The organism is Gemmatimonadaceae bacterium, from assembly GCA_035633115.1.
In the GTDB taxonomy this organism is placed as follows: Bacteria; Gemmatimonadota; Gemmatimonadetes; order Gemmatimonadales; family Gemmatimonadaceae; genus UBA4720.
This window is the reverse complement of the sequence record DASQFN010000112.1, coordinates 140,002-161,848: the sequence shown is the minus strand read 5'-3', so window position 1 is coordinate 161,848 and position 21,847 is coordinate 140,002. Positions and strand designations below refer to the sequence as shown.

Genomic DNA, 21,847 nt, shown 5'->3' with positions numbered 1-21,847 from the left:
GGCGCTGATGCTCACCGTGGCGGTCGCGCCGGTCGGTCACGCCCAGCCAGTCCATGGTATGCGCGAGATGTCCGGGTTGCGTCTGTATCAGGGCCCTGTTCACGTGAAGCAGGTCGCCGGGATAGTCGACTTAGCCGACACGGCAGCGATGACGCGGCTCACCCTAGTGCTACGCAACGACTCCGCGGCGACCCAGGCGATCTCCGCCGGCTTCCGCGGCGCACCTCCGGAGCGGATTTCCGTCCAGTCCCGCGACACGAACCGCGTCGTCGTGCCCGTGCGAGTCGAGCGCACTGGCTCGCGCGCCGGCGCGCAAACCGCCGCGTTCGAGCTGTTTCCAGAGCTGATGTCGCTTCCCGCATCGCTTCCCCCTGAGGAGGTTAACGTCCTCTTCCTGCTGCCGCCGGGCGCGTCGTTCCTTCGCGCGAAGACGCCGATGGTCCGTGACACCACGAGCGGGCGGATCGGATACCGCCTCGCGCGGAAGCGGGCGTACTTGACGCGTGTGAACATCGCCTATACCACGGGTCGTGTGGCGCTCGAGATCCAAAAGTCGATGGTGCCGACCGTCGTCGACAGGGTCGGACCGGTGACCGTCACTCTCGTTGTGCGCAACGTCGGCAGCGCCACCGCCAGTAGCGTCGTCTTGCACGACGACTTCGACCCGGGGGACTTCGCGGGCGAGGGTGCGGAGTTCACGTTGGTGAACGGCAAGGAGAACGACCGGCGGTTGGTCTGGTCACACCGGCTGGACACGCTGGAGCCGAATGGAACGGCCACAGTAAGGTACACCGTTCGTGCGCTTCTGCCGATCACATCGGTGACTTTGAGCGCGGTCACCGCAACGTCGGGTCAGGACCTCGTCGGCGTCAGCAATCGCGTGCGGCTAGATCGGCTGCGGCGGTAGTCGCGCGGCGCCGACTAAGCTCGGACATCAGATGCCGGTAAGTCCCTCGCGCACTTCCACAGCGTTTCATTCCTCGGTGCGCTCAGGAAGTCATGACCAGCCCAGGTCAGCCGCTTCACGAATGCGACATGGGTGCGCCCATCGCCCATCGCAGTGCCCGAAAGGATAGCTCCCTTGAATCGTCATGCATCCCTGAACAGCAGCCCTGGACGTATCTCCCCTTCTCAGGAAACCGGACCAGCGTCGCGCTTAGCGTTTCAGGAAGCAAGGAACGCGGCCCCTAAAGGTCGGGGACGATACAGAAACAGCACTCAGTGATATAAAACCGGCATTGCGGGCCTCGACCACTGTCATATAGTGGGAAAATTCAGATGCTTTATTTCATTCGTCTCTTCGGGCCCTGTGAAAAAGAATTTTCCATCACGTTTGTCAACGAAACCTAGGAGGCATCAGATGGCACCGGAACCTGATTCGACGTCGGCGCCACAAGAACCGTACCTCGTCCCCGAGTGTGATTGCGGGGGAAAGGAATGCATTGGCCCTGAGCCGGTGCCATGGCTCTCCTGGCAGCACTGCTTCAAGATGTATGAGTTCCGGTATGGCGTCGTTCCGCTCGACAAGCAGGTAATCGCCACAGCGCGCCTGGAGCGCCTTCTCATCCGCATTCGATACGAGCATTCGCTGTGCCTCGCCGGCCGGAAGCAGGGGCCCATCGTCCACAGCTTGACCCTGCTTCCCAAGGAAGAGGTCCGCATTTACGAGTACGATCGGTACAGAAGGTCCACCGCAGTGACCAATCGTTTCAGCGTGCGGACGTCGTTCTACACGCTCACCCAGCGCGTGCAGGATGCCTACTCGAGCACCAAGACCGACGCGGGAGGGTCCGTTTCCACTACCAGCAGCGCGTCGGCAGGCGGGGGCGGCGGGATCGACCTGCCCCTCATCGGTAGCTTCGGGGGTAGCGCATCCGCCTCGGCGAGCTTCAACACGGCCGCGTATTTCGACGTTGCGAGCGTCAGCGAGCAATTCAGCCACGTCGCCGAGACCAGTTCACTAGCTGTGGAGAGCGAGCGCTCGATCGTCGTCAGCACGTTCGAGGACCAGGAGAGCCTGCACTCGACGGCGAGGACGCTTCGCAACGACAACGACTGCAGAGCCGTCACGTACTTCATCCGGCGCGTCTTCGAAGTCTACAAGCTGACGACTCGGATTGTCGCGATCGAGCTGCAGATCGGAGACCGGTGGGTGGATCTGGGCGCCGCACCGCCCGAGATCCAGGGGATCGTGAAGAAGCACCTGGTCAAGATCGATGTCGGCGCCCCGCACGATCCGGAGGTCGAGATCGCGCTGCCGACCGACGGCCTGCTGTACGAGGCGGAGCTCGCGCACTGCTGCTCGTGCGACTGCGAGCGCGAAGCGAAGACGCGCTTGGAGCTGGAGAAGCTGCAGCTGGAGAATCTCAACCTTCGTCTGGAAGCGGCGAGGCGCCAGAAGCGGCTCGATGCGGGGGAGTTCGATCCGTTTGAGCCGGCGCCGCCGGCCCCCGAGGAGGCGTAGAGCCCTGCGCTGGGCGGCTGGCCCCTCATGGCTGGGCGCCATCGCGGTGAATGCGCGTTAGGCATCGGCTATGGGATGTCGCTCACTCAGTATGGGAGGGAGGCTTCGATGGTAGGGTCGACGAGCCCTGCCATTCCAGTCCTGCGGAGATTCCGAGAGAGAAGTGCTTCGCAATTGGTGTTGGCCTCCTACTCCGAGAACAGGAGCCCACGAAACTCACCCCCGAATCCGGATAACAAAGACCCCCACAACGCAAAACGTTGCAGGGGCTGCACTTGATAAGTCGGGGCGACTGGATTTGAACCAGCGACCTCCTGCTCCCGAAGCAGGCGCGCTACCGGGCTACGCTACGCCCCGATTTGATAGCTCCAGCACCGCTTAGCGCACTGGAATTCGTAACTTAATCCCTCAGCGACGGGGCACCAACACCCGTCCCGCCATGGGCTCGACGGTCACCTCGAACGGCGAATTCCCCAGCAGCTCGCCATCGGCCTGCCCCAGTTGCGGGGGAATTGTCTCCAGCCGGAATTCCTTTCCAACATGGTAGCTGACGCACCGATCCGGCGAAAAGTTCTTGCGCGACATCTTCCATAGTATGCGCGCCGCATCCCTCAGATTGTTCGGTGAGTAAATGCAGGCGTTGAGAAATCCGTCGTCGCGTCTGATGCCGTCGCCAAACGAGATGAGGTTGTTCAGGACCGCCCCGAAGTTTGCAATCAGCACGGCCGAGGCCTGGCGCTCGACGATCTCGCCGTCCACGGTGAGGCGCACACGGAATTTTTTCATTCGCAGCACTGCGCGAGTCGCGCTCACGACATACGCAAAGAATCCGAACCTCCGCTTGAGCGGCGCCGGTGCGTCGGCAATCATGGCCGCGTCGAGCCCCACGCCCATTCCTATCGCGAATCTCTGTCCGTTAGATAGTCGGCCAAGATCGATCCGCGCCTCGTCGGCGTCGAGAAGCGCCCGCACGGCCTTCCCTAGTTTCAACGGCGTGCCCAGGGTTCGCGCGATGACATTTCCGGTTCCGCCCGGGAGAATCCCAACGGGTGGACCGGTGTGCGCGAGCGCGCTCACTATCTCGATTGCGGTGCCGTCTCCCCCAAGCGTAAACACGGCGTCGTACGCTGAGCCGTGCTCGGCGGCAAGGATCGCTCCATGGCCGGGCGATTCAGTCGCGCGCGTGTCGCATCGCACCCCCGCCTCTGCGAACGCGCGCTCCGCCTTCGCCCTCGCGCGGGAGCCTCGCCGCGACGCAGGATTCACTATCAAAAGCACTCGGCGGATTACAATCGGCATGACGGGGTAATTAACCGCTCGGGGTCACTCTCGCCAACGCACCAACCCGGCGATTCCGTGTATTACAAAGGATGTCCATGTCCCGCCCACGCCGATATTTTTCTACATGATGCTCAAGAGCGCTCTGGTTGCGTTGCTCGCACTCGCGATCCCCGCCGCTTCGCCGGCAAAGCCTGCCGCGCTAACCGGACTCTACGTCGCGAAGCAGCTCAACTACCACAAGCTGCCGAGGATCGAGCGCGTGCCTTCGCAGGACGGGTGGGAGCACTGGTTCAAGCTCGAGCAGGCGATGATCACGCTGCGCCCCGACGGACGATTCATTGCATCGTTCAAGTACTACCGTCAGCATGTGAAGCCGCGCGCCGCTGTGAGACCCGGGCCGATGCTGAACGAATCCTACAAGGGCAAGTATTGGGTGAAGGGAACACAGATCACGTTCCTCGCCGACAAGACGAAGCAGCACAAGGGCATGAAGCCGAAGCCGGTTGTCGGCACCATCGCTGGCACTCAGCTGATGGTTCCATACATCGTCGCGGAAGGTCAGAGCAAGCATCCGCTGCGATTGGACCTGCGCAAAGAAGGGAACTGGTAATCACGAATCAACTCGCGGGCGCGATTGTGTTGAAAACTCCCTGGCCCGCAGTTTGATATTTATATTCCCGGCGCCGCACCGCTCCTGAACTTTCCCTTCGCTAACGCGGGGAAACGATTTCGGGGGTTGTGCGGCGCGCCATTTCAACAGACCCGTTGGCAGGCGGGAAACGGATTTTGGCAAACAACATCCTTACACGATTCATACTCACCCTCCCAGCGTCGCCGATTCAATTTTCAAGTCCGCGACCACGTTGTAATCCAACAAACATCGACCCATGACTAACCGCAGAGAGTTCCTGAAGAAGGGCGCGTGGGATGTGCGCCGTGCAGGAGGGGCGGCGCACACCGCAACCTATTTTGTGACTACGATAGTCTTACCCGTGACCGCGGTGCCGGCAGTGACTGTCAGTCCATCCGTCAATAGAGCAGGCTTGTAGCCCGAGGCGTCGGGCGGAGTCGCCCGGACGACATAAGTGCCCGGCGGCAGAAAGGCGAGCGTGAAGTTGCCGCTGCCGTCAGTCATGCCGGTGCGCACAACATTGTTGTCGTTGGTGTCTGTGAGGGCCGTCCCGTTCTTCAACACCTCAACCGTTGCACCCGCCACTCCCGCACCGGCCGCGGTCTCTGCGCGGACGCTTCCCGCCACGCTGCCCGTGCTCTGCTGCGACGTCCCACGGAGCACTCGCTTGAAGATCAGACCGTTCTGGGATATCGAATTACCGCGCAACACGAAGCTGCGGCCGACGTCGAAATCAATCAGCAGGTTCGACGGGCTGGCCACTACGACCGGTTCATCGAGTATGATCTTGATTCCATTGATGCCTGCTGCGGGCCATTTCACGTCGGGCTTCGTGTCATTGTTGAGCGTGATGCTCGACTTGTCGGTGTCGATTACCATCCGGAAGCTGCGGTACGTCCCCGCCGGCAATGTCGCGACGCCGAGATTGGCCGTTTTGCCGTTGGTGAGATCGAGCAGATTGATCAACGTGTTGGGTGTCACGAGTGTCGTCCACCCTGACGTCGCGGACGGATCCTCAGCCTCCGAAGCGGGCGTCTCGGCTGGCTTGGCATCTACCCTCTCGACAAAGATGTCGACGCGCTTTACTTCGCTGAACGGGAAAGGCTTGTCCGTCAATTGCACGGTGAGCTGCGCAGTCCCGGTCAGGAGCGGTAAGCCCCCGGATTCGCCGCACGCCGTGGCGCCCAAGCCCGCGCCGGCCAGGACCGACAGTATTCTGAGTGTGTTTTTCATCAGAGTGCCTCCAAAAACTGCCTCTAGTGTCAGGCCCAAAGGGGGCACATTCTGCGCCACCAGCGCTTCATCTGTCAGCGTCGCCTTCTAGCCTTCAGTGTCCGCCGAGGGGTATGATTGCGGTACACTACTCCGGAAACTCCCACGCCTCGTTGGATCCCGCAAGGATGCCTGCTCGCCGCCGCCGCCGCCGCCGTCCTCGTCGCCTGCGCCCCGAGCACTCCGCCCACTACTACTGCGAGCAATTCCGCCTCGCCTGGTCGGACCCCGCAGCAGTACACGATGCAGGACTTCTACGCGAATACATCCTACAACGGCGCGTCGTGGTCCTCGGATCGGAAACACATACTGGTCTCGTCCAATGCGACCGGGATCTGGAACGTGTACGCGATACCGGCGGCGGGTGGAGCACCTGTCCCACTCACCCAATCAACGACTCAGTCGATCTTCGCGCGGGCAAAGGTCAAGGCGAGCTTTGAAGGATGGGCCGGCGACGACAAGTCATTCTTCGTTTCAACCAACGAGCGTGACGAGCGTTACTTCGACCTCTATGTCCGCCTCCACAGGGTGTCACCCCTGTTCAACGCCGAGAAGATCAAGGTGCCGCTGATGGTGCTTCAGGGGGCGAACGATCCGCGCGTTCTGAAGGTTGAATCCGAGGAGATAGTCGCGGCTGCGCGAAAGAACGGCGTTCCGGTGGAGTACGTGATTTTCCCCGATGAAGGGCACGGCTTCGTGAAGAAGGAGAATCCGATTCGGGGATACTCTGCGGTCATCCAGTTCCTTGATCGCTATTTGAAGGGAGCGGCAGAGTAGCAGGGCCTCAGGCGCGTCACGTCCGCTAGCGAAACGTGGCGATCTCTGCCAGCGGTTTGCGTGCGAGACGCGGTACCATCGCGTCAGGCGCCGGATATCCCGTGACTAACAGCATCACCGGCCGCTCGTTCCGTGGGCGCCCCAGCAGGGTCGTGAGGAAATTCATCGGATTGGGTGTGTGGGTCAGCGCGACGAGTCCCGCATTGTGCAATGCCGCGAGTAGGAAACCCGTCGCGATCCCGACTGACTCCTGAACGTAGTAGTGCGCCTGCCGTTCACCGCTGCTGTTCAGTTTGTAGCGCACAGCAAAAACCGCAATCAGGTATGGTGCGGTCTCCAGGTATGGCTTGATCGCGTCGGTGCCGAGGGGCTCGAGCGCGGCCAGCCATTCAGCGGGCGCGGACGCGTAGAACTCCTCTTCAGCGCGCTCCGCCGCCTCGCGGATTTGGCGCTTCATCGCGGGATCGCTAACGGCTACGAAATGCCACGGCTGTTGATGGGCGCCGCTCGGTGCCGTGCCCGCTGTTTCTATGCACGCCTCGATCACCGCGTGTTCGACAGGCCGGTTGCTGAAGTGCCTCGTCGTGCGCCGCCGCTGCATGTCGGCAGCGAAGGCGCGGCTGCGAGCGAGCATTTCGGCGGCCGGATACTCACGGTATGCGCTGAGCGGCTCGAAGGAATGACGAGCGTCAGTTGCGGGCGCCGCCGTACCGCGCTCATCAGGGATCATACCGTGTTGCGGAGCGTCATTTCGACCCGCTTCCACCCTCAGCGGCGTCGTCCACTGCCCGCTTCATTGCAGCCACCCAGTTCGGCACGACGCGAAGATAAGACGCGCCTGTCCTGGCTGGCCCCTGTACGTAAATCAATCCTCCGTCGCGCGTGGGATGCTGCGACCACCCGGGCGTATCGCTGAATCGCGCGTCAGTGAGCCACCGCCGCGCGGGACCGGCGAGCTCCCCGGTGACCGGATTCACATCTACCTCCATCCAGCTCAACCCGGAGCGGAAATTGAGGCGGCCGGGTGAGAGCCATTGAGCCTCGCCTCCGTCGCGACTCACCACGACGCGGCGGTCCCGCGACGGGTACGGAGTCAGCACCACTTCCGCCGATCTTTTCGAGGAGTAGGCAAGCAGCCGCCCACCAGGCGAAAGCGACGGAAAAACAGCGTCCCTGACCAGTGAGTCGATGCGAACAGGACGCGTTCCCGGATTCACTCCCAGTGCTATCGAGCCGCTCCAGTCCTGCGCGATGATCAGCGAATCGTTCGGCCAGCTCGTGGGCTCGAAGCCACCGTCGCCGCTGAAGATGGTATCGGGCGCACTCGTCGCGTCTGGTGATCCGATTATCACGCGCGTCTCTGCCATCGTTCGCTCGCCGCGATCTGTGAGGAGTGCGGTGGCGATACGGTCGCCGCGCGGGCTCCACACCGGTTCGCCTATACTCTGGTGCGAGAGCCACACATGACTGCGGCCGTCGCGAAGATTGTAAATGCGGAGCTCCTGGTTTCCGGAGGCCTGGACGACTGCGGCCAGCCGCCTCTCGTCGGGGCTCAGGCGGTAGCGCAGAAACGCGGCCGGCGGTACCGGCAGCGGCTCCGGCGGCGAACCGGCACTCGCGCGCACAATCGGGCCGATCTCCGCGTTGGCGCCGAGTGCGTAAACGAGCGTCCCGTTGTCGGCGATGTCGAACTGACCGGTACCGCGGTAGGCCTCACGCCTCACGCCTTGAACGAGGCGCACTGGACGCCCGATTCGCGCAGCTCGCGCGTCGAACTTCGCTGCCGCGATGTCACCTTCCACCGACATGAAGACGACGTACTTGTCGTCTACCACTCGGAAGTCAGAGCCGGCGACGATGTCGAACCCGGCCTCGCGGTCAGCAGTTGCGGTGTTGACTACCCGGTACCGGTCAGTCTTCGGATTTGCGATCATCGCGTACTTGCGGCCGCCTCCGCCGCAAAGCACCTCCTCCGTCGTCGGCAGCCAGCGCGCGTCCACACAGTATGGGATGCGTGCGGACGACGTCTGACCGACCTCGGCATCGATCCAGCGGAGCGTATTTCCGTCGTCGTCATCGATGTAGAGACGCGTAGGCGAGCCCCACTCGATGCTGACGGGATCTCGAACTTCTGCGACGACACGTGTCGTACCGCCGGCGACAGGCATGACCCTGATACGCGGATAGTCCAGGAACGCGACGACCTTGCCGTCGGGCGAGATGCGCGGCTCCAATCCACCCTCGGTTCCTTCGATCGGACGGGTGGTAGCGTCCACCAGGCTGCGATACCACAAGCGGGGACGCGCCGACTCCTCGCCGCCGCTGTAGATGACAAAGTCGCCGTTCGGCGATATAGTGAGGCTCGTCCCGTTGAACGCTATCGGTCCGGCGTCCTCGAGTCCGACATCGTAAATCTTGAGAGCGGTGGCCGAGCGCCTTCCAGACACACCCCATGCGGCGGCGAGCAGAAGCAACGCCGAGACGCCGGCCAGCGCGACACTGACGCGTCTCCAGTTCCTGACAGATCCAGCCGTGGCCGTTTCGACCTCACCCGCTTCTGTCGTGAATCGTGGATTCTCTATCGCCGCCGCAAACTCGGCGGCAGTCGTGAACCGGTCGGCGGGCAGCTTCGCCAGCGCCTTGTCGATCGCGAGCGTGATGTGCCGCGGAACGCTGCCGCGGCTGGCGGTTACAGCGGGCGGCTTCTCGGTGAGCACCTTCGCCACCACCGCCTGCGCGTTTGCGCCGGTGAAGGGAGGCTGTCCAGCCAGCATCTCGTAGAGCATCACGCCGAGCGAGTAGATGTCGGAGCGCGCGTCGATCGATCTCTCGCCGGTAGCTTGCTCGGGACTCATGTATGAGGGTGTTCCGAGCGACAGGCCCGTCTGCGTGAGCCGGCTGGTTCCGGCTTGACTCACCGCGAGCGCGATCCCGAAATCGGCGACGAGTGCCTGTCCTTCCTGGAGGAGAACGTTTTCCGGCTTCACGTCGCGGTGCACGACTCCCTGGCGGTGAGCGTATTCGAGAGCGCTCGCGACCTGACGGGTGATGCGCATCGCATCCTCGATGGGAAGTTGTCTCTCACGATCGAGCCGGTCGCGAAGACTTTCGCCTTTCACGTACGGCATGACGTAGAAGAGCTGTCCCTCTATCTGTCCCGAATCGTAAAGCGGAAGGATGTGCGGATGTTGGAGATTCGCCGTCGTGCGGATCTCCGCGAGAAAACGGTCGCTTCCGAGAACGGCGGCGAGATCAGGATGAACCACCTTTACCGCGACGTTCCGGCCGTGCCTGATGTCTTCGGCGAGATACACCGTCGCCATGCCGCCCTGACCAAGCTCGCGCTCGATGCGGTAGCGGTCGGAGAGAAGGGATATCAGGCGGTCAAGGACTTCCGTCACGCGTTGACGCTCCGAAGGGTGCGAGCCGCAATGTGCAGGAGGAACTCTTCCGGCGCTATTCCGTCGCCGCCAACGAGAAGCGGCCAAGCCTGAGGGACTCATGGCCGGCCGCAGCAATCTTCCGATTTCTGAGCGGCGTTACCAGCGGATTCGGCCCGAGCTACGTTGGGAGACTGGCTTGGCCCACTTCTTCCTCCTCCCAACGTTTCTGGTAATCACTCAATCCTTGAGCATCGAGGTAGTAGCATGCATCGCGGTCATCTTCGCCCCGCTACGGTTGCCGTCATTGTCTCACTTTTCGGTGCCGGTGCGTGCGCGCGGACTGCCGACCCGGCAAACCCGGTTGCGGAATCCAAGCCGCTTGCGATACCGGAGGTTACAGCTGCGGCTCAGCCGCCGACGACTCAGCCAGCCGAGGCAACCAGCCCGGCTCCATCTGCGGGCGCTGGGACACAGGCGCCGACTCAGCCAGCCGAGGCAACCAAAACCGATGGTTTCAAGCCGAGTGTTGGACAGGCAGGCAAAGATGTCGTGTGGGTGCCGACGCCCCAGTCACTCGTGGACAGAATGCTCGAGATGGCCAAGCTCACCCGGAACGACATTCATTTCGATCTTGGGTCGGGCGACGGCCGGATGGTGATCACAGCGGCCAAGCGCGGCGCAAGATCGACCGGCGTGGAATACAACCCGGACATGGTGGCGCTGTCGAAGCGCCTTGCCCAGCAGGAAGGCATCGGCGAGAAGGCGAGGTTTGTCGAGGGCGACATTTTCAAGACGGATTTCTCGAACGCCACAGTCCTCACCCTGTTCCTCCTGGCTGACCTGAACGTGAAGCTGCGGCCGACCTTTCTCGCAATGAAGCCCGGCACGCGTGTAGTCTCGAACACATTCAAAATGGGAGACTGGGAGCCGGATGAAACCCAAGTCGTCGCCGAGAAAGACGGCTGCACGGGCTACTGCACCGCTCATCTCTGGATCGTGCCGGCGAAAGTCGGAGGCAAGTGGAGGCTGCCCGATGGTGAGCTGCAGTTGACGCAAACGTTCCAACGCGTCTCCGGCACGCTGGGCTCGAATAAGGTCGAAGGCAGCCTTCGCGGTGACCAGATCTCCTTCGCCGCCGGCAACGCCAAGTACACCGGCAGAGTGAAGGGGAAGACGGTGACAGGCAGCGTTACGCGTGGCTCGAGCACGAGACCGTTCACCGCCACGCGCGTGGGCTCGTAGGCTACGCCTCGGCGGCTGCCGATGGAGCCGGCTCGACGTCGGGCGAAGAGGGCGTCGAGCCGCGCACGAGTAATAACAGCCCGCCGCCAACTACGAGGACGCCGACTCCGATCCACGCGGCGTTGAGCCCCCCCAACTCCTGGCTGTAGACGTATGAGAGGCTGGACCAAAGCATGTAGGCGCAAACAGTGACAAAGATCATCGGCAACAGAGGATAAAGCGGAACCCTGAAGGGTCGCTCGACATTCGGCTCGCGCCTGCGCAGCACGAACAGCGATACTCCCGCCAGCAGGAAGAACAACCAGAACACCGGGGCGGTGAATTCGACCATCGCTTTAAACCCCCCGCCGGTGACCGCGCCGATTGCTACCAACACCAACGCCGCAGCACCCTGCAGAAGCACCGCGGCTACCGGCGTCCCACGCGACTCGTCCCACTCGCCGACTCTGCTCAGCACTTGCCAGTCACGCCCGACCGCGAAATTGGTGCGTGCGCCGACGATCATGGTCGCGTTGATCGAGGTAAGTGCGGCGATCGCCACCATGACCGCGATAAGCGTCCCACTCGTGTTACCGAACGCGACGCGCAGCAGATCGGCCGCGATCGCTTCGGACCTGGCCATGCCTTCGATGCCGAGTCCTCGCCAGTACGCCCAGGTCACCAGTAGATAAAGCGCGGTGATCGCGACGATCGAAATCACAAGCGCCCGCACCATGTTACGGCGCCTGTCCTTCAGCTCCGCATTGATGTAAACGGCCTCGTTCCAGCCGCCGTAGGTGAGGAGCACGAATACCATCGCCATCCCGAACCCGCGGAGCGAAGGCGCAGACGAAGTGTTCTCGGCGGGTGCCTCCGCTACACCGGTGGGGCTCCCGAGAAGGAAAAGGCCGCTGATGACGATCAGCATAAGCCCGCCTACCTCGAAGACCGTGAACACGGTCTGAGCGCCGGTGCTCGGCTTGATGCCGCGAAGATTGACCCATGTAAGGATCGTTATGGCCGCGGCCGCGTACAGTGCCGGACCGCGCGCACCCAGCGGCAGAATTTCCGACACGTAATCGCCGAAAACGAACGCAAGCAGTGCGATCGAGCCGGTGGTGATGACGGAGAACCGCGCCCAGGCGAAGGTGAATGACACCGCCCGGCCATAAGCACGGTGGAGGAAGTGATAGTCACCGCCGACATTCGGATATGTGGTCGCAAGCTCGGCGTAACACAGCGCACCGATAAGGGACACCAGGCCTCCAAGTGCCCACGCCGCAAACATCCACCCTGCGGTTCCGGTCATGCCGGCCACCAATGACGGTGACTTGAAGATGCCCGCACCGATGACGATGCCGACGATGATCGCAACGGCTTCGTGGAGGCTGACCACAGCGCGCGGCTCGCCCCGCCGAAATCCAGCCTTCACAGTTGGACCGACTCGCTCGAAAGGCCTAACGGAATTTCTCCATCAGCTTCTGCAGCGCATCGTTCCCCGGGCAGAGCTGCTCGAAGGGCACGTCGACTAGCGGCGTTTCCACGGTCTTCGACACCGCGTGCATGTCCTGGCCGTTCTCGTCGAGGAAGAGCAGGCCCGTCGCCACTTCGCCGCGCTGCTGGCACGCGCGCACGTGCGTGTACGCTGCCTCGCGATCGGTCGGATCGTAGCCCTGGGGGAGTTTCCGAAACCGCACAGTGCTGCCGTCGTGCATCGTCACCACAGACACCGCCTCGTCGGTTTCCGGCGCCACGACCTCGCGCCGAAGCGGAACGAAATCAGCTTCCACCACCTCGACTTCGTGCTCGCGCGTGAACTTATAGCTCTTCGTGGATCCTTCGTGGTCGTTGAAGGTCACGCAGGGCGAGATGATGTCGACGAGCGCCAGCCCGTTGTGCGTGAGCCCCGCCTTGAGAATCGGCACCAGCTGCGACTTGTCGCCCGAAAAGCTGCGCGCCACGAACGTGGCACCAAGTGTCAGCGCGAGCAGCACCGGGTCGATGGGCGGCTGCAGGTTGGCTTCGCCCTTCTTCGAGGTAGAGCCAATGTCGGCTGATGCCGAGAACTGGCCCTTGGTGAGTCCGTAGACGCCATTGTTGTCGATGAGGTACAGCATGCGCACGTTGCGTCGAATGGCGTGTGACAATTGTCCCAGCCCGATGGACAGCGAATCACCGTCACCAGAAATGCCGATGTAGATGAGGTCCCGATTTGCGGCGTTCGCGCCGGATGTGACCGACGGCATGCGCCCGTGCACGCTGTTGAAGCCGTGCGACTGTCTCATGAAATACGCGGTGGTCTTGGACGAGCAGCCGATGCCGCTCATCTTCGCGGCGCGATGCGGTGGAAGGGCCAGCTCCCAGCACGCCTGCACGAGCGCGGCCGTCACGGAGTCGTGCCCACATCCAGCGCACAGCGTCGACATCGCACCCTCGTAGTCGCGCACCGTGAAGCCGAGCGTGTTCTTGCGCAGCCCCGGATGGCGAACCGGCGGTTTCGTAATCGAGGTCACGCGGCCACCTGTGCCATGTGGTTCGTCACGGCCGTGACGACAACATTCGCCGTGAGCGGCATGCCGCCGTAATCGAGCACGGGCACCATCGCATCGCGCGCGGCGCCGGTCTCGATGGCCAGCAACGAACGGAGCTGCGCGTCGCGGTTCTGCTCTACTACGAACACTGTGGGGTGAGAATCGAGAAAAGCCTTGACCGATTCGTTGAACGGAAACGCCCTGACGCGCATGTAGTCCGCAACAATTCCCTGACCCCGCAGACGGTCGATCGCTTCGAGCACCGCGGCGTGGCAACCCCCGAGTGAGACAATGCCAACGCTCGCGTCCTGCTGAAGGCGGACCTCTGGCTCCGGGACCGCTTTGGCTGCCGCGGCAAACTTGATCGCCAGGCGGTCGAGCACTTCCTGATACGCGTCCGAGTCTTCCGTGTATGCGCCGTGCTTGTCGTGACCCGAGCCGCGCACGAAGTACGCACCGTTGGGGTGCACGCCGGGAAGTGTGCGCGCAGCGATCCCGTCCTCATCCTCGCACAGGTACCGCGAGAACTTCTTCACGTTGGCAAGCTCGTCCGCACCAAGAACCTTGCCGCGATCCGGGCGATAGCTATCGTCCCACGTGAGCCGCTTGCACATCCAGTCGTTCATGCCGATGTCGAGGTCGCTCGCCACGAACACCGGCGTCTGAAAACGCTCGGCAAGATCGAACGCGGTGACACTCATATAGAAGCACTCTTCCGGATTGCAGGGAAAGAGCACGATGTGCTTGGTGTCACCATGTGACGCGTACGCAAGCGACATCAGATCGCCCTGCTGGGTGCGCGTCGGCATTCCGGTGGACGGGCCCGTGCGCTGAATATCGTAGAAGACAGCGGGTATCTCGGTGTAGTACGCGAGCCCGATGAACTCCTGCATGAGAGATATCCCGGGGCCGGCTGTGTTCGTGAACGCGCGTGCACCGGCCCACCCGGCGCCGATGGCGATGCCTGCCGCGGACAGCTCGTCTTCCGCCTGGATGATGCAGTAGCGGGCCAGACCTGTCTCGGGATCCGTGCGAAACTTCTCGCAGAAATTCTTGAACGCCTCCATCAAGGAAGTCGATGGCGTGATGGGATACCACGCGCCCACCGTCGCGCCGGCATATACCGCGCCGAGTCCGGCCGCGGTGTTGCCATCGATGATTATCGAATCGCCGTTGGCGTTCATCTTTTCGAGATGAAACGGTAGCGGACAGTCGTAGTTTGCCTTCGCGTAATCGTAGCCGAGCCTGATGGCGATGTTGTTCGCGTCGAGCAGCTTCTTCTTCTTCGAGAACTTTTCGATCAGCATCTGGCCGACGATTTCCATGTCGATTTCCAGCAGCGCCGCGAGCGCGCCCGCGTACACGATGTTGCGGAGCAGCGTGCGGTCGCGATCTCCCTTGAAGTTCTCCACGCACATGCGGCCGAAGGGGATGCCGAGAATCGTGATGCCCTCGCGCACCAGCTCGGGCTCGAGCGGCCACGACGAGTCGTACAACAGGTAGCCGCCCGGGCGCACCGTCGCTACATCCTTCGCATAAGTGCTCGGGTTGAGCGCGACAACGAGGTCAACTTCAGCCGGGCGCGCGATATAGCCGTCCTTGCTGACACGAATCTCGTAGAAGGTGGGCAGTCCCTGGATGTTCGACGGAAAGATGTTCTTGCCCGTCACCGGAATGCCCATGCGGAAAATCGCCTGCATGAGCAGGCTGTTGGCGCTGGCCGAGCCCGTGCCATTCACAGTGGCCATCTTGAACGCAAAGTCGTTGATACCGCTCATACGGTCACCGGGACGACTGTACCTGACTCACTAAAAGCATACGGCAGCACGAGGGCGAACTTCGCCATGTCCCAGGCCGCCGTTGGACATCGCTCGGCGCACAATCCGCAGTGCAGGCAGATGTCTTCGTCCTTCACCATCACTCGCTTTGTTTGCGGCAACGCCTCTGAGACGTACAGGTCCTGTGTGAGATTCTCCGCGGGTGCCGACAGTCGTGTGCGAAGCTCCGCTTCCGACTCCGGAGGCGGCGCGATGGTCAGACAGTTGACCGGACACACATCGACGCACGCGTCGCATTCGATGCAGAGCGAAGCGCTGAAGTGCGTTTCCACATCACAGTTGAGACACCGCTCGACTTCGGTGGCCGTCTGCTCCGGCGTGAATCCGAGCTCCACCTCCACGCTGATCTTCGAGAATCGCTCTACGAGCTCGGCGTGATTCATCTTCGCGCGCGGCGAAAGATTGAAATCGTTGCTGTACGCCCACGAATGCATTCCCATCTTCGTGCTGGCGAGATGCATTCCCTGAGGCGGACGCTCCGTTACCGGCACACCCTGACAATGATGGTGAATGGAGATGGCCGCCTGATGTCCATGCTCTACTGCCCAGATGATGTTCGATGGCCCCCAGGCCGAATCGCCGCCAAAGAAGGCGCCGGGAAGAGAAGACTCCATTGTCGTCTTGTCGACCACCGGCATGTTCCACTGGTCGAACGCAATGCCGATGTCGCGCTCGATCCAGGGAAACGCGTTGTCCTGTCCGATGGCGAGAATCACTTCGTCGCAAGGGAGGATGACCGTATCGACGACCTTGCTGGTCTGCCGGCCGTTTGTCTCCCCCCCCGTCCACTCGAGGCGCTCGAATTCCATGCCGACGAGCTTTCCGTTCTCCACTACGAACCGCTTCGGCGCGTGATTCTCGACGATGTCGATGCCTTCTTCTTCCGCGTCTTCCAGCTCCCACGGCGACGCCTTGAAATACGGGCGTGAGCGGCGCGCGATGACCTTCGTGTCAACGCCGCCGAGCCGGCGTGACGTGCGACAGCAGTCCATGGCCGTGTTGCCGACGCCGATGATCAGCACTTTTTCGCCGATCTTGTCGATGTGGCCGAAGTGCACCGATCCAAGCCACTCGATGCCGATGTGAATTTTTTCGCGCGCGCCAGGATCCCAGCGACCGGGGATGTCCAGCTCCTTCCCCTTCGGCGCACCGCTTCCGACGAATACGGCATCGTAATCTTCATCGAGCAGCGCCTTCATGCTCTCGACCGTCGTGTCGTACCGAACCTCGGCGCCCATGTCGATGATGCACTGCGTTTCCTCGTTCAACACGCTCTCGGGCAACCGAAACGCGGGAATGTTGAAGCGCATCAGGCCACCGGCGCGCGCGGTCTTTTCGTAGATCACGACCTCGTACCCGATGGGGAGGAGATCGTTGGCGACCGTCAGCGAAGCCGGGCCGGCACCGATGAGGGCAACGCGCTTCCCGTTCCGGATGAGCGGGGCTTTAGGCAGATATTCCGTGACGTCATCGCGCAAATCCGCGGCAACGCGCTTGAGGCGGCAGATCGCGACCGGTTTCCCATCGACGCGCATGCGCCGGCAGGCCGGCTCGCACGGCCGGTCGCAGGTTCGCCCCAGGATACCGGGAAACACGTTGGACTCGCGATTGAGGAGGTACGACTCGGTGTACCGGCCTTGCGCGATAAGCCGCAGGTATTCGGGCACATTCGTGTGTGCCGGACAGGCATATTGGCAGTCTACGACTTTATGGTAGTAGTGAGGATTTGTGACGTCGGTGTGCATGGCCATGCGTCGGCGCTCTTCCGCTGTTCGGGTGCAACAAGCGTTCAGTGAGGATGATACCCCAGACTCTTCAGGTCAGTCAGAGGCTACAGCGAGTCGGGCTACGTCCGCTCGTTCAGATCCAATCTATGATTGGTTAGAGACTTGGGGAAAGCAAAAAGAGTCGGGGGAGGATCCTACACCCACTCGATAGGAATGCCGTAGGGCTCGAACTGTCGGTCGGCGGTCATCAGCGTGACTCCTTCGAGTTCGGCCTGCGCAACGAGCAGCCGGTCGAAGGGATCCCGATGGTGCGAGGGCAGCTCGGCGACGCGGAGCGCATGGCTGTGTTCGATAAGGAGCGGTGTCACGCCGGTTTTTGCGATCTGCTGCGGAACGTACTTCGCTGCCGGCGCTGGAAGTGTCAGTTTGCCAAGTGAGTGCTTGATCGCAATCTCCCACGAGCTGGCCGCTGAGAGCAGGAGCTCATTCGCGGAATTTTCCAGCACCGCCGCCGTGTCTACGTCAAACCGTTCCGGCTCGGCGATCATCCACAGCCAGACGTGGGTGTCGAGCAGGAGCCTCACCGTTCGAAGGCGTCCAACACCTCGGGCGCGAGGGGATCATCGAAATCGTCCGGAACGTTGAACGCGCCCTGGTCGGTACCCAGCCGTCGCTTCTTCGCGCCGCCAATGGGCACTAAGCGCGCGACTGGCTGGCCGGCATTGGAGATTATGATCTCCTCGCCGGCCGCAACGCGGCGCAGCAGTTGGGAGAGGTGGGTTTTTGCCTGGTGAACGTTGACAGAGGACATTCCTTAACATGAACTAAGTCGTGAACTAAGTCAACCAGTCGGCAAGCCTCAAGGCGTATACCGAACAAGTGCCGAAGCTAGGGTGTTGTAGCCTATTGCCGGGATCGTGGGGGGAGCTATTCGGTACGACGAAGAAGGATTTGCCTAGGACAAAGTTTCCTAGCAGCAACGATTGGGTCGCGCTACGGCCGGGCCGGGTCGAACGGCACAAAACTCGACGCGTCCTTAGGATTGCCCGACGAATACCGGGCTCGAATCGGATACGGATAGACTGGGCGCGAGCGCTCCACTGCGCCGTTCGCCAGCCGGCGGGCGATCAGGACGTCCGGGGCCTGCCCTTTCTCGACCCAGTTTTCGAGCAGCGTGAGCGCGTCGAAGTCGGTGAGCCCTGGCCCGCCCCCGCAGTGATGCACGCCCGGGATCAGGAACAGGCGGAAGAAGTCATCCGTCGATTGCCGGCCGCCCATCGTCTTCACCACGCTTTCGTAGTAGCCGACTGACGAGCTCGCCATGATGCTACCGTCGGCGAGGCCGTGCCACATCAGGATCTTGCCGCCGCGCGCTTTCACCGCGCGCAAGTCCGTCGACGTCGCGTCGTAGATCGACCGCGCGCGCGCGAGCGTGGCGGGAACGCGATCGAAGTCTGACCCGAGCGGGTTGACGTTCTTGCGGGGTGTGGCGTCCGCCATGAACTTCATGAACTGATCGTTCAAGAGGTTGTTGAGGACCGGACCGGCCGGCGAATAGTTCCATCCGCCCCACTCGGTTTCGGTGCCGGCGATGTACGGATACGCGTAGACGACCTGGCCCTTCGAGTTGACGACCGGGCTCATCAGGCGCGTGACGGCGGCGACCTGTTGTGGCGTCAGGCAATCGGACCCAGCGGCATTGGCCGACGTGCAGGCCATCATCTCAGGCCTCCAGTCGCACGTCATCGGATCGGTGACCAATCCCTCGTCGACGCCCGCCTGCGACCCGCAGCGGGCGAGCACCGACTTGTGCACCGCTGCCGCCGCCGCCTGATCGAGCACCGATCCGCCGCGGCCGTCGTTCACCGCCTGCGCGAACCAGGCGCCCGCCATCACTCGCCCCACGAAGTCGTAGACGGGCGCGATTGGAAGATATCCGTCGTAATCCTCGGGAAACTGCTGCGCCTGTCTCAGAACGCTCTGCCCGCCCTTGGAGCATGAGGAGATGTAAGACCGCACGATCGGCCGCCCGTAATACTGCGTCGTGATGGCCTTGGTCGCGATCGTTACGATGTGCACGCCGCGCCAGCCGAAATCCTCCTGAAGACGGGGGGAGCCGGCTGCCCACACGCCGTCGAACCCCTGGCGCCCGTCGTGCCCGCCGTTGTGCGTCACCGCGGCGTACCCGCGCGCCAGACTCGGATTGCAGGCCTCGCCGTTGACGCCGCCGCAGAATCCGGCGCAGGGAGTAAAGAAGAACCGTTGATTCCAGTCGGCCGGGATCGGGAGCCGCAACTCGAACTTGTTCTGCGGCGCGACGTAGCCGTTCACTTGGCAGTACTGCTTGATGCGCGTGGCAATCGGCGCGCCTCCTCGCCCCCCGTCGAGGCCTGCCGCCGGCACGTCCACGAGACGGGCGGACACAATCCGCGTCGGCGTATCGGGCAGGTCCGGCAGCATCACGTTCACGAGCGCGGCACAGCGGCTTGCATCTGTACCCGCCGTGGGTACAGCAGCACCGTCACTCTGGGCCGGAAAGGTTGCCGCGCCACCCGTGAAGAAGACGATCAGTGCGAGAACCGCCAGACGCCTCATTGTCAACCTCCAATCTGGACTGCATTCACTATGCGTTGCCGGCCTAACTCTCTATTCACCTGCACAGGATTTTACCTCTGACTCTGCCAACGCGGCAAGATTCGTCGCAATATCTGCTATTCACCGCCCAACCGATCCGCCGGACTCCGGACGCCCAACCCCCCGCGCTTCAGGAACTTGGGTGTACATCATCGTCGCACCGACGTCCGTGTGCCCCAGCAGTTCCTGCAGCGTCCGAATGTCGTACCCGTCTTCCAGCAGGTGAGTCGCGAACGAGTGCGCGCGACGAGATCAAGTCATCCCGCGTGAGGCTTGGTAGTGCGTTCGGTTCGCTCGTATTCCCGAGCGATACAGACGCGACAATGCCGGTTCGTACCGATGTGTTCTCGGCCTGGCTCCGCGCAGCCGAGCAGAAAGCAGAACTCCCCAAGCTCGACGGTTCGCTATGGCACGCATACCGGAGAGGGTGGGCGACCTCCAGAAAGCACCTGCCAACCGCTGATGTTGCGGCGGCGGGCGGATGGTCAGATGTGACGACGCTGATTCGTTGCTATCAGCAGGTTGACGACGACACGCTACTCCGAGTGATGAACGAACCACGCAAGGTCATGGAGCGGGCGAAAAGTGGTTGATTTCGGGGGAAACAGTCCTACAAACAGCCCCCGCTCCGAGCGAAGAAAAAGCCCCGCACCACATAAGCAGCACGGGGAAAAGGACTTACCTAACGCGCCCGGAGGGGCTCGAACCCCCAACCTTCTGATCCGAAGTCAGATGCTCTATCCAATTGAGCTACGGGCGCAGCTCCTCTCAAACTTACCGCACCAAGAGAGGATGGCGGTATCTCGATTTTCGCGCTCTTGTCCTGCTGCCACACACGAACATCGTGCTGCCCGGGCGCCATTCCCAGCGCAGAACGGCGTTGCTGCGGCAGGTCATCCTGGAAGCCTCGGACATTTTCCTCTTCCTCGCTGGCGGCACCGCGATCGGTGTGCGCGCTCCGCTCGATGGTACGTGACACTGGCAGCAGTGGCAGGCACGGCTTATTTTTGGCGCGGCGGACCCCATTCTCAAAGTCGTGAAATCCCCACACACAATTTTCAACCGCCAAGCGAGAGGACCTCATGCGTCGAACGTGGATGTTGCTTCCGGTTTTTGCCGCTGCAGTGGCTTGTGCGAAAGCCGAGCCACCGCTGGCAGACACCGCAATGGGTGACGCGGCAATGGCTCCGGCAATGGCTCCCGCGATGACCGAGGCCGATATGGTCGGCACGTGGACAGGCACGACCATGCCCATGGAATCGGATTCGGTGGTGGGCAGGTGGACGACGGTTTGCGGGGCCGGATCCTGCAAGGGCACTTCCGAGGGCTCCAGCCAAACGATCGAATACGCGTACACAATCGCCGCAGACAGCGCGGTTGGTATCAGCAAGCCGTACTCGGACCCTGCCGTCAAGGGTGGAAAGGTGATCGATACGTGGGTTGTCCGAGTGAAGGGCGACGATGGGACGGGTACAGGCGCCATGACGCTGGCCTCCAAGCCTGACTCGGTAGCAATGCGCTACCGCTTCGTCGGGAGCCGCAAGCACTGAGTCTCGAGGCGAGGTTGTGCGGGCTGGAGCCATCGAACGGCAGGCCAGCCCGCACGATAATTATCAGTCCTGGGCGTTAAGGAGCGGGAACAATTCCGAGATCGGAAAGTTACCGTTTGATAAAGGGGGACTGGTGAGAGACGAAATGATAAAGGTTGTTGAAGGCTACCTTGAAGGTCTGAGAAAAAAAGATCTCAGTGGTTGCGTTTGCTCCTGACGTCACCTTCGAAAGTCCGTTGTCGTCCAAGTTGATCGGTGAACGAGCTGTTGCGGATTTCCTTGCAGGTTTATTCCCGGCAATCAGGGACATTCGAGTGAAGCAGCACATCGTGGAAGGGGAATACGTGGCGACAGTGTTTGACTTCGACACTACGTTTGGTGTGATTCCCGTGTTCGATTGCTTCCGCATCTCGAACGGGAAGCTCAAGCAAATCCGGCCGTTCTATGATCCGCGTCCGATCACGAATCCGCAGGGATCGTAGTGTCGAGAACGCGATTGACGAGCAATTAACCCGAAGCTACCTGCTTCGTCGATCGC

19 protein-coding genes, 2 tRNA genes and 1 pseudogene are annotated in these 21,847 nt (G+C 62.1%); 8 read left to right on the top strand and 14 right to left on the bottom strand.

The features are described 5' to 3' along the window. The first annotated feature begins 7 nt into the window (after window positions 1–7). On the top strand, window positions 8–907 hold the full coding sequence (locus VES88_16460) for a hypothetical protein (protein ID HYN83074.1): 900 nt from the start codon (window positions 8–10) through the stop codon (window positions 905–907). Window positions 908–1,360: 453 nt separating this feature from the next. Then, the gene (locus tag VES88_16455; protein ID HYN83073.1) at window positions 1,361–2,464 is read left to right on the top strand and encodes a hypothetical protein; all 1,104 of its coding nucleotides are present in this window, start codon (window positions 1,361–1,363) and stop codon (window positions 2,462–2,464) included. A 283-nt stretch (window positions 2,465–2,747) separates the two neighbouring features. On the opposite strand, the gene VES88_16450 is transcribed toward VES88_16455, so the two are convergent. Both VES88_16450 and VES88_16445 read right to left on the bottom strand, forming a co-directional pair. Further along, a tRNA-Pro gene (locus tag VES88_16450) sits at window positions 2,748–2,821 on the bottom strand. Window positions 2,822–2,872: 51 nt separating this feature from the next. Continuing rightward, complete coding sequence (locus VES88_16445; GenBank protein HYN83072.1) at window positions 2,873–3,763, bottom strand: diacylglycerol kinase family protein; 891 nt, start codon at window positions 3,761–3,763, stop codon at window positions 2,873–2,875. A 106-nt stretch (window positions 3,764–3,869) separates the two neighbouring features. Here VES88_16445 and VES88_16440 point away from each other — a divergent pair, with 106 nt between their 5' ends. Beyond that, on the top strand, window positions 3,870–4,355 hold the full coding sequence (locus tag VES88_16440) for a hypothetical protein (protein ID HYN83071.1): 486 nt from the start codon (window positions 3,870–3,872) through the stop codon (window positions 4,353–4,355). Window positions 4,356–4,709: 354 nt separating this feature from the next. Here VES88_16440 and VES88_16435 read toward each other — a convergent pair whose 3' ends face one another. Further along, window positions 4,710–5,609: a DUF4382 domain-containing protein gene (locus VES88_16435; GenBank protein ID HYN83070.1), complete on the bottom strand. Its 900-nt coding sequence runs from the start codon at window positions 5,607–5,609 to the stop codon at window positions 4,710–4,712. Window positions 5,610–5,891: 282 nt separating this feature from the next. On the opposite strand from VES88_16435, the gene VES88_16430 reads away from it, so the two are divergent. After that, window positions 5,892–6,425 (top strand): prolyl oligopeptidase family serine peptidase, encoded by a 534-nt coding sequence (locus VES88_16430; GenBank protein ID HYN83069.1) that lies wholly within the window; start codon window positions 5,892–5,894, stop codon window positions 6,423–6,425. A gap of 25 nt (window positions 6,426–6,450) precedes the next feature. Here the strand turns inward: VES88_16430 and VES88_16425 are convergent, their stop codons facing one another. Further along, window positions 6,451–7,155 (bottom strand): nitroreductase family protein, encoded by a 705-nt coding sequence (locus VES88_16425; GenBank protein HYN83068.1) that lies wholly within the window; start codon window positions 7,153–7,155, stop codon window positions 6,451–6,453. A 16-nt stretch (window positions 7,156–7,171) separates the two neighbouring features. Continuing rightward, window positions 7,172–9,826: a protein kinase gene (locus VES88_16420; protein HYN83067.1), complete on the bottom strand. Its 2,655-nt coding sequence runs from the start codon at window positions 9,824–9,826 to the stop codon at window positions 7,172–7,174. A gap of 246 nt (window positions 9,827–10,072) precedes the next feature. Between VES88_16420 and VES88_16415 the strand changes: the two genes are divergently transcribed. After that, complete coding sequence (locus VES88_16415) at window positions 10,073–11,050, top strand: methyltransferase domain-containing protein (protein HYN83066.1); 978 nt, start codon at window positions 10,073–10,075, stop codon at window positions 11,048–11,050. A 1-nt stretch (window position 11,051) separates the two neighbouring features. On the opposite strand, the gene VES88_16410 is transcribed toward VES88_16415, so the two are convergent. From VES88_16410 to VES88_16375, 8 genes and pseudogenes are all read right to left on the bottom strand, one after another. Continuing rightward, a complete protein-coding gene (locus VES88_16410; GenBank protein HYN83065.1) occupies window positions 11,052–12,461 on the bottom strand; it encodes an amino acid permease in 1,410 nt (469 codons plus the stop codon). Between the two features lie 25 nt (window positions 12,462–12,486). Next, complete coding sequence (locus VES88_16405) at window positions 12,487–13,542, bottom strand: 2-oxoacid:ferredoxin oxidoreductase subunit beta (protein ID HYN83064.1); 1,056 nt, start codon at window positions 13,540–13,542, stop codon at window positions 12,487–12,489. Next, the gene (locus VES88_16400; GenBank protein HYN83063.1) at window positions 13,539–15,338 is read right to left on the bottom strand and encodes a 2-oxoacid:acceptor oxidoreductase subunit alpha; all 1,800 of its coding nucleotides are present in this window, start codon (window positions 15,336–15,338) and stop codon (window positions 13,539–13,541) included. The genes VES88_16405 and VES88_16400 overlap by 4 nt, the downstream gene beginning before the upstream one ends. Next, window positions 15,335–17,149: an FAD-dependent oxidoreductase gene (locus tag VES88_16395; GenBank protein ID HYN83062.1), complete on the bottom strand. Its 1,815-nt coding sequence runs from the start codon at window positions 17,147–17,149 to the stop codon at window positions 15,335–15,337. Before VES88_16395 ends, VES88_16400 begins: the two co-directional genes overlap by 4 nt. 170 nt (window positions 17,150–17,319) lie before the next feature. Beyond that, window positions 17,320–17,709 carry a type II toxin-antitoxin system VapC family toxin gene (locus tag VES88_16390; protein ID HYN83061.1) on the bottom strand — a complete coding sequence of 130 codons (390 nt, stop codon included), beginning with the start codon at window positions 17,707–17,709 and terminating at the stop codon, window positions 17,320–17,322. Further along, window positions 17,706–17,936: a type II toxin-antitoxin system Phd/YefM family antitoxin gene (locus tag VES88_16385; GenBank protein HYN83060.1), complete on the bottom strand. Its 231-nt coding sequence runs from the start codon at window positions 17,934–17,936 to the stop codon at window positions 17,706–17,708. The genes VES88_16390 and VES88_16385 overlap by 4 nt, the downstream gene beginning before the upstream one ends. A gap of 182 nt (window positions 17,937–18,118) precedes the next feature. After that, complete coding sequence (locus VES88_16380; GenBank protein HYN83059.1) at window positions 18,119–19,720, bottom strand: tannase/feruloyl esterase family alpha/beta hydrolase; 1,602 nt, start codon at window positions 19,718–19,720, stop codon at window positions 18,119–18,121. A gap of 116 nt (window positions 19,721–19,836) precedes the next feature. Then, a pseudogene (locus VES88_16375) lies at window positions 19,837–19,999 on the bottom strand (tyrosine-type recombinase/integrase). Window positions 20,000–20,082: 83 nt separating this feature from the next. On the opposite strand from VES88_16375, the gene VES88_16370 reads away from it, so the two are divergent. Further along, entirely contained in the window at window positions 20,083–20,352 is a 270-nt protein-coding gene (locus tag VES88_16370) for a hypothetical protein (GenBank protein HYN83058.1), read from the top strand. Between the two features lie 93 nt (window positions 20,353–20,445). Here VES88_16370 and VES88_16365 read toward each other — a convergent pair. Further along, window positions 20,446–20,519: transfer RNA gene (locus VES88_16365), tRNA-Arg, on the bottom strand. 322 nt (window positions 20,520–20,841) lie between these two features. Here VES88_16365 and VES88_16360 point away from each other — a divergent pair. Continuing rightward, complete coding sequence (locus VES88_16360) at window positions 20,842–21,309, top strand: hypothetical protein (GenBank protein HYN83057.1); 468 nt, start codon at window positions 20,842–20,844, stop codon at window positions 21,307–21,309. Window positions 21,310–21,506: 197 nt separating this feature from the next. After that, the gene (locus tag VES88_16355; protein ID HYN83056.1) at window positions 21,507–21,791 is read left to right on the top strand and encodes a nuclear transport factor 2 family protein; all 285 of its coding nucleotides are present in this window, start codon (window positions 21,507–21,509) and stop codon (window positions 21,789–21,791) included. Window positions 21,792–21,847 lie beyond the last annotated feature (56 nt).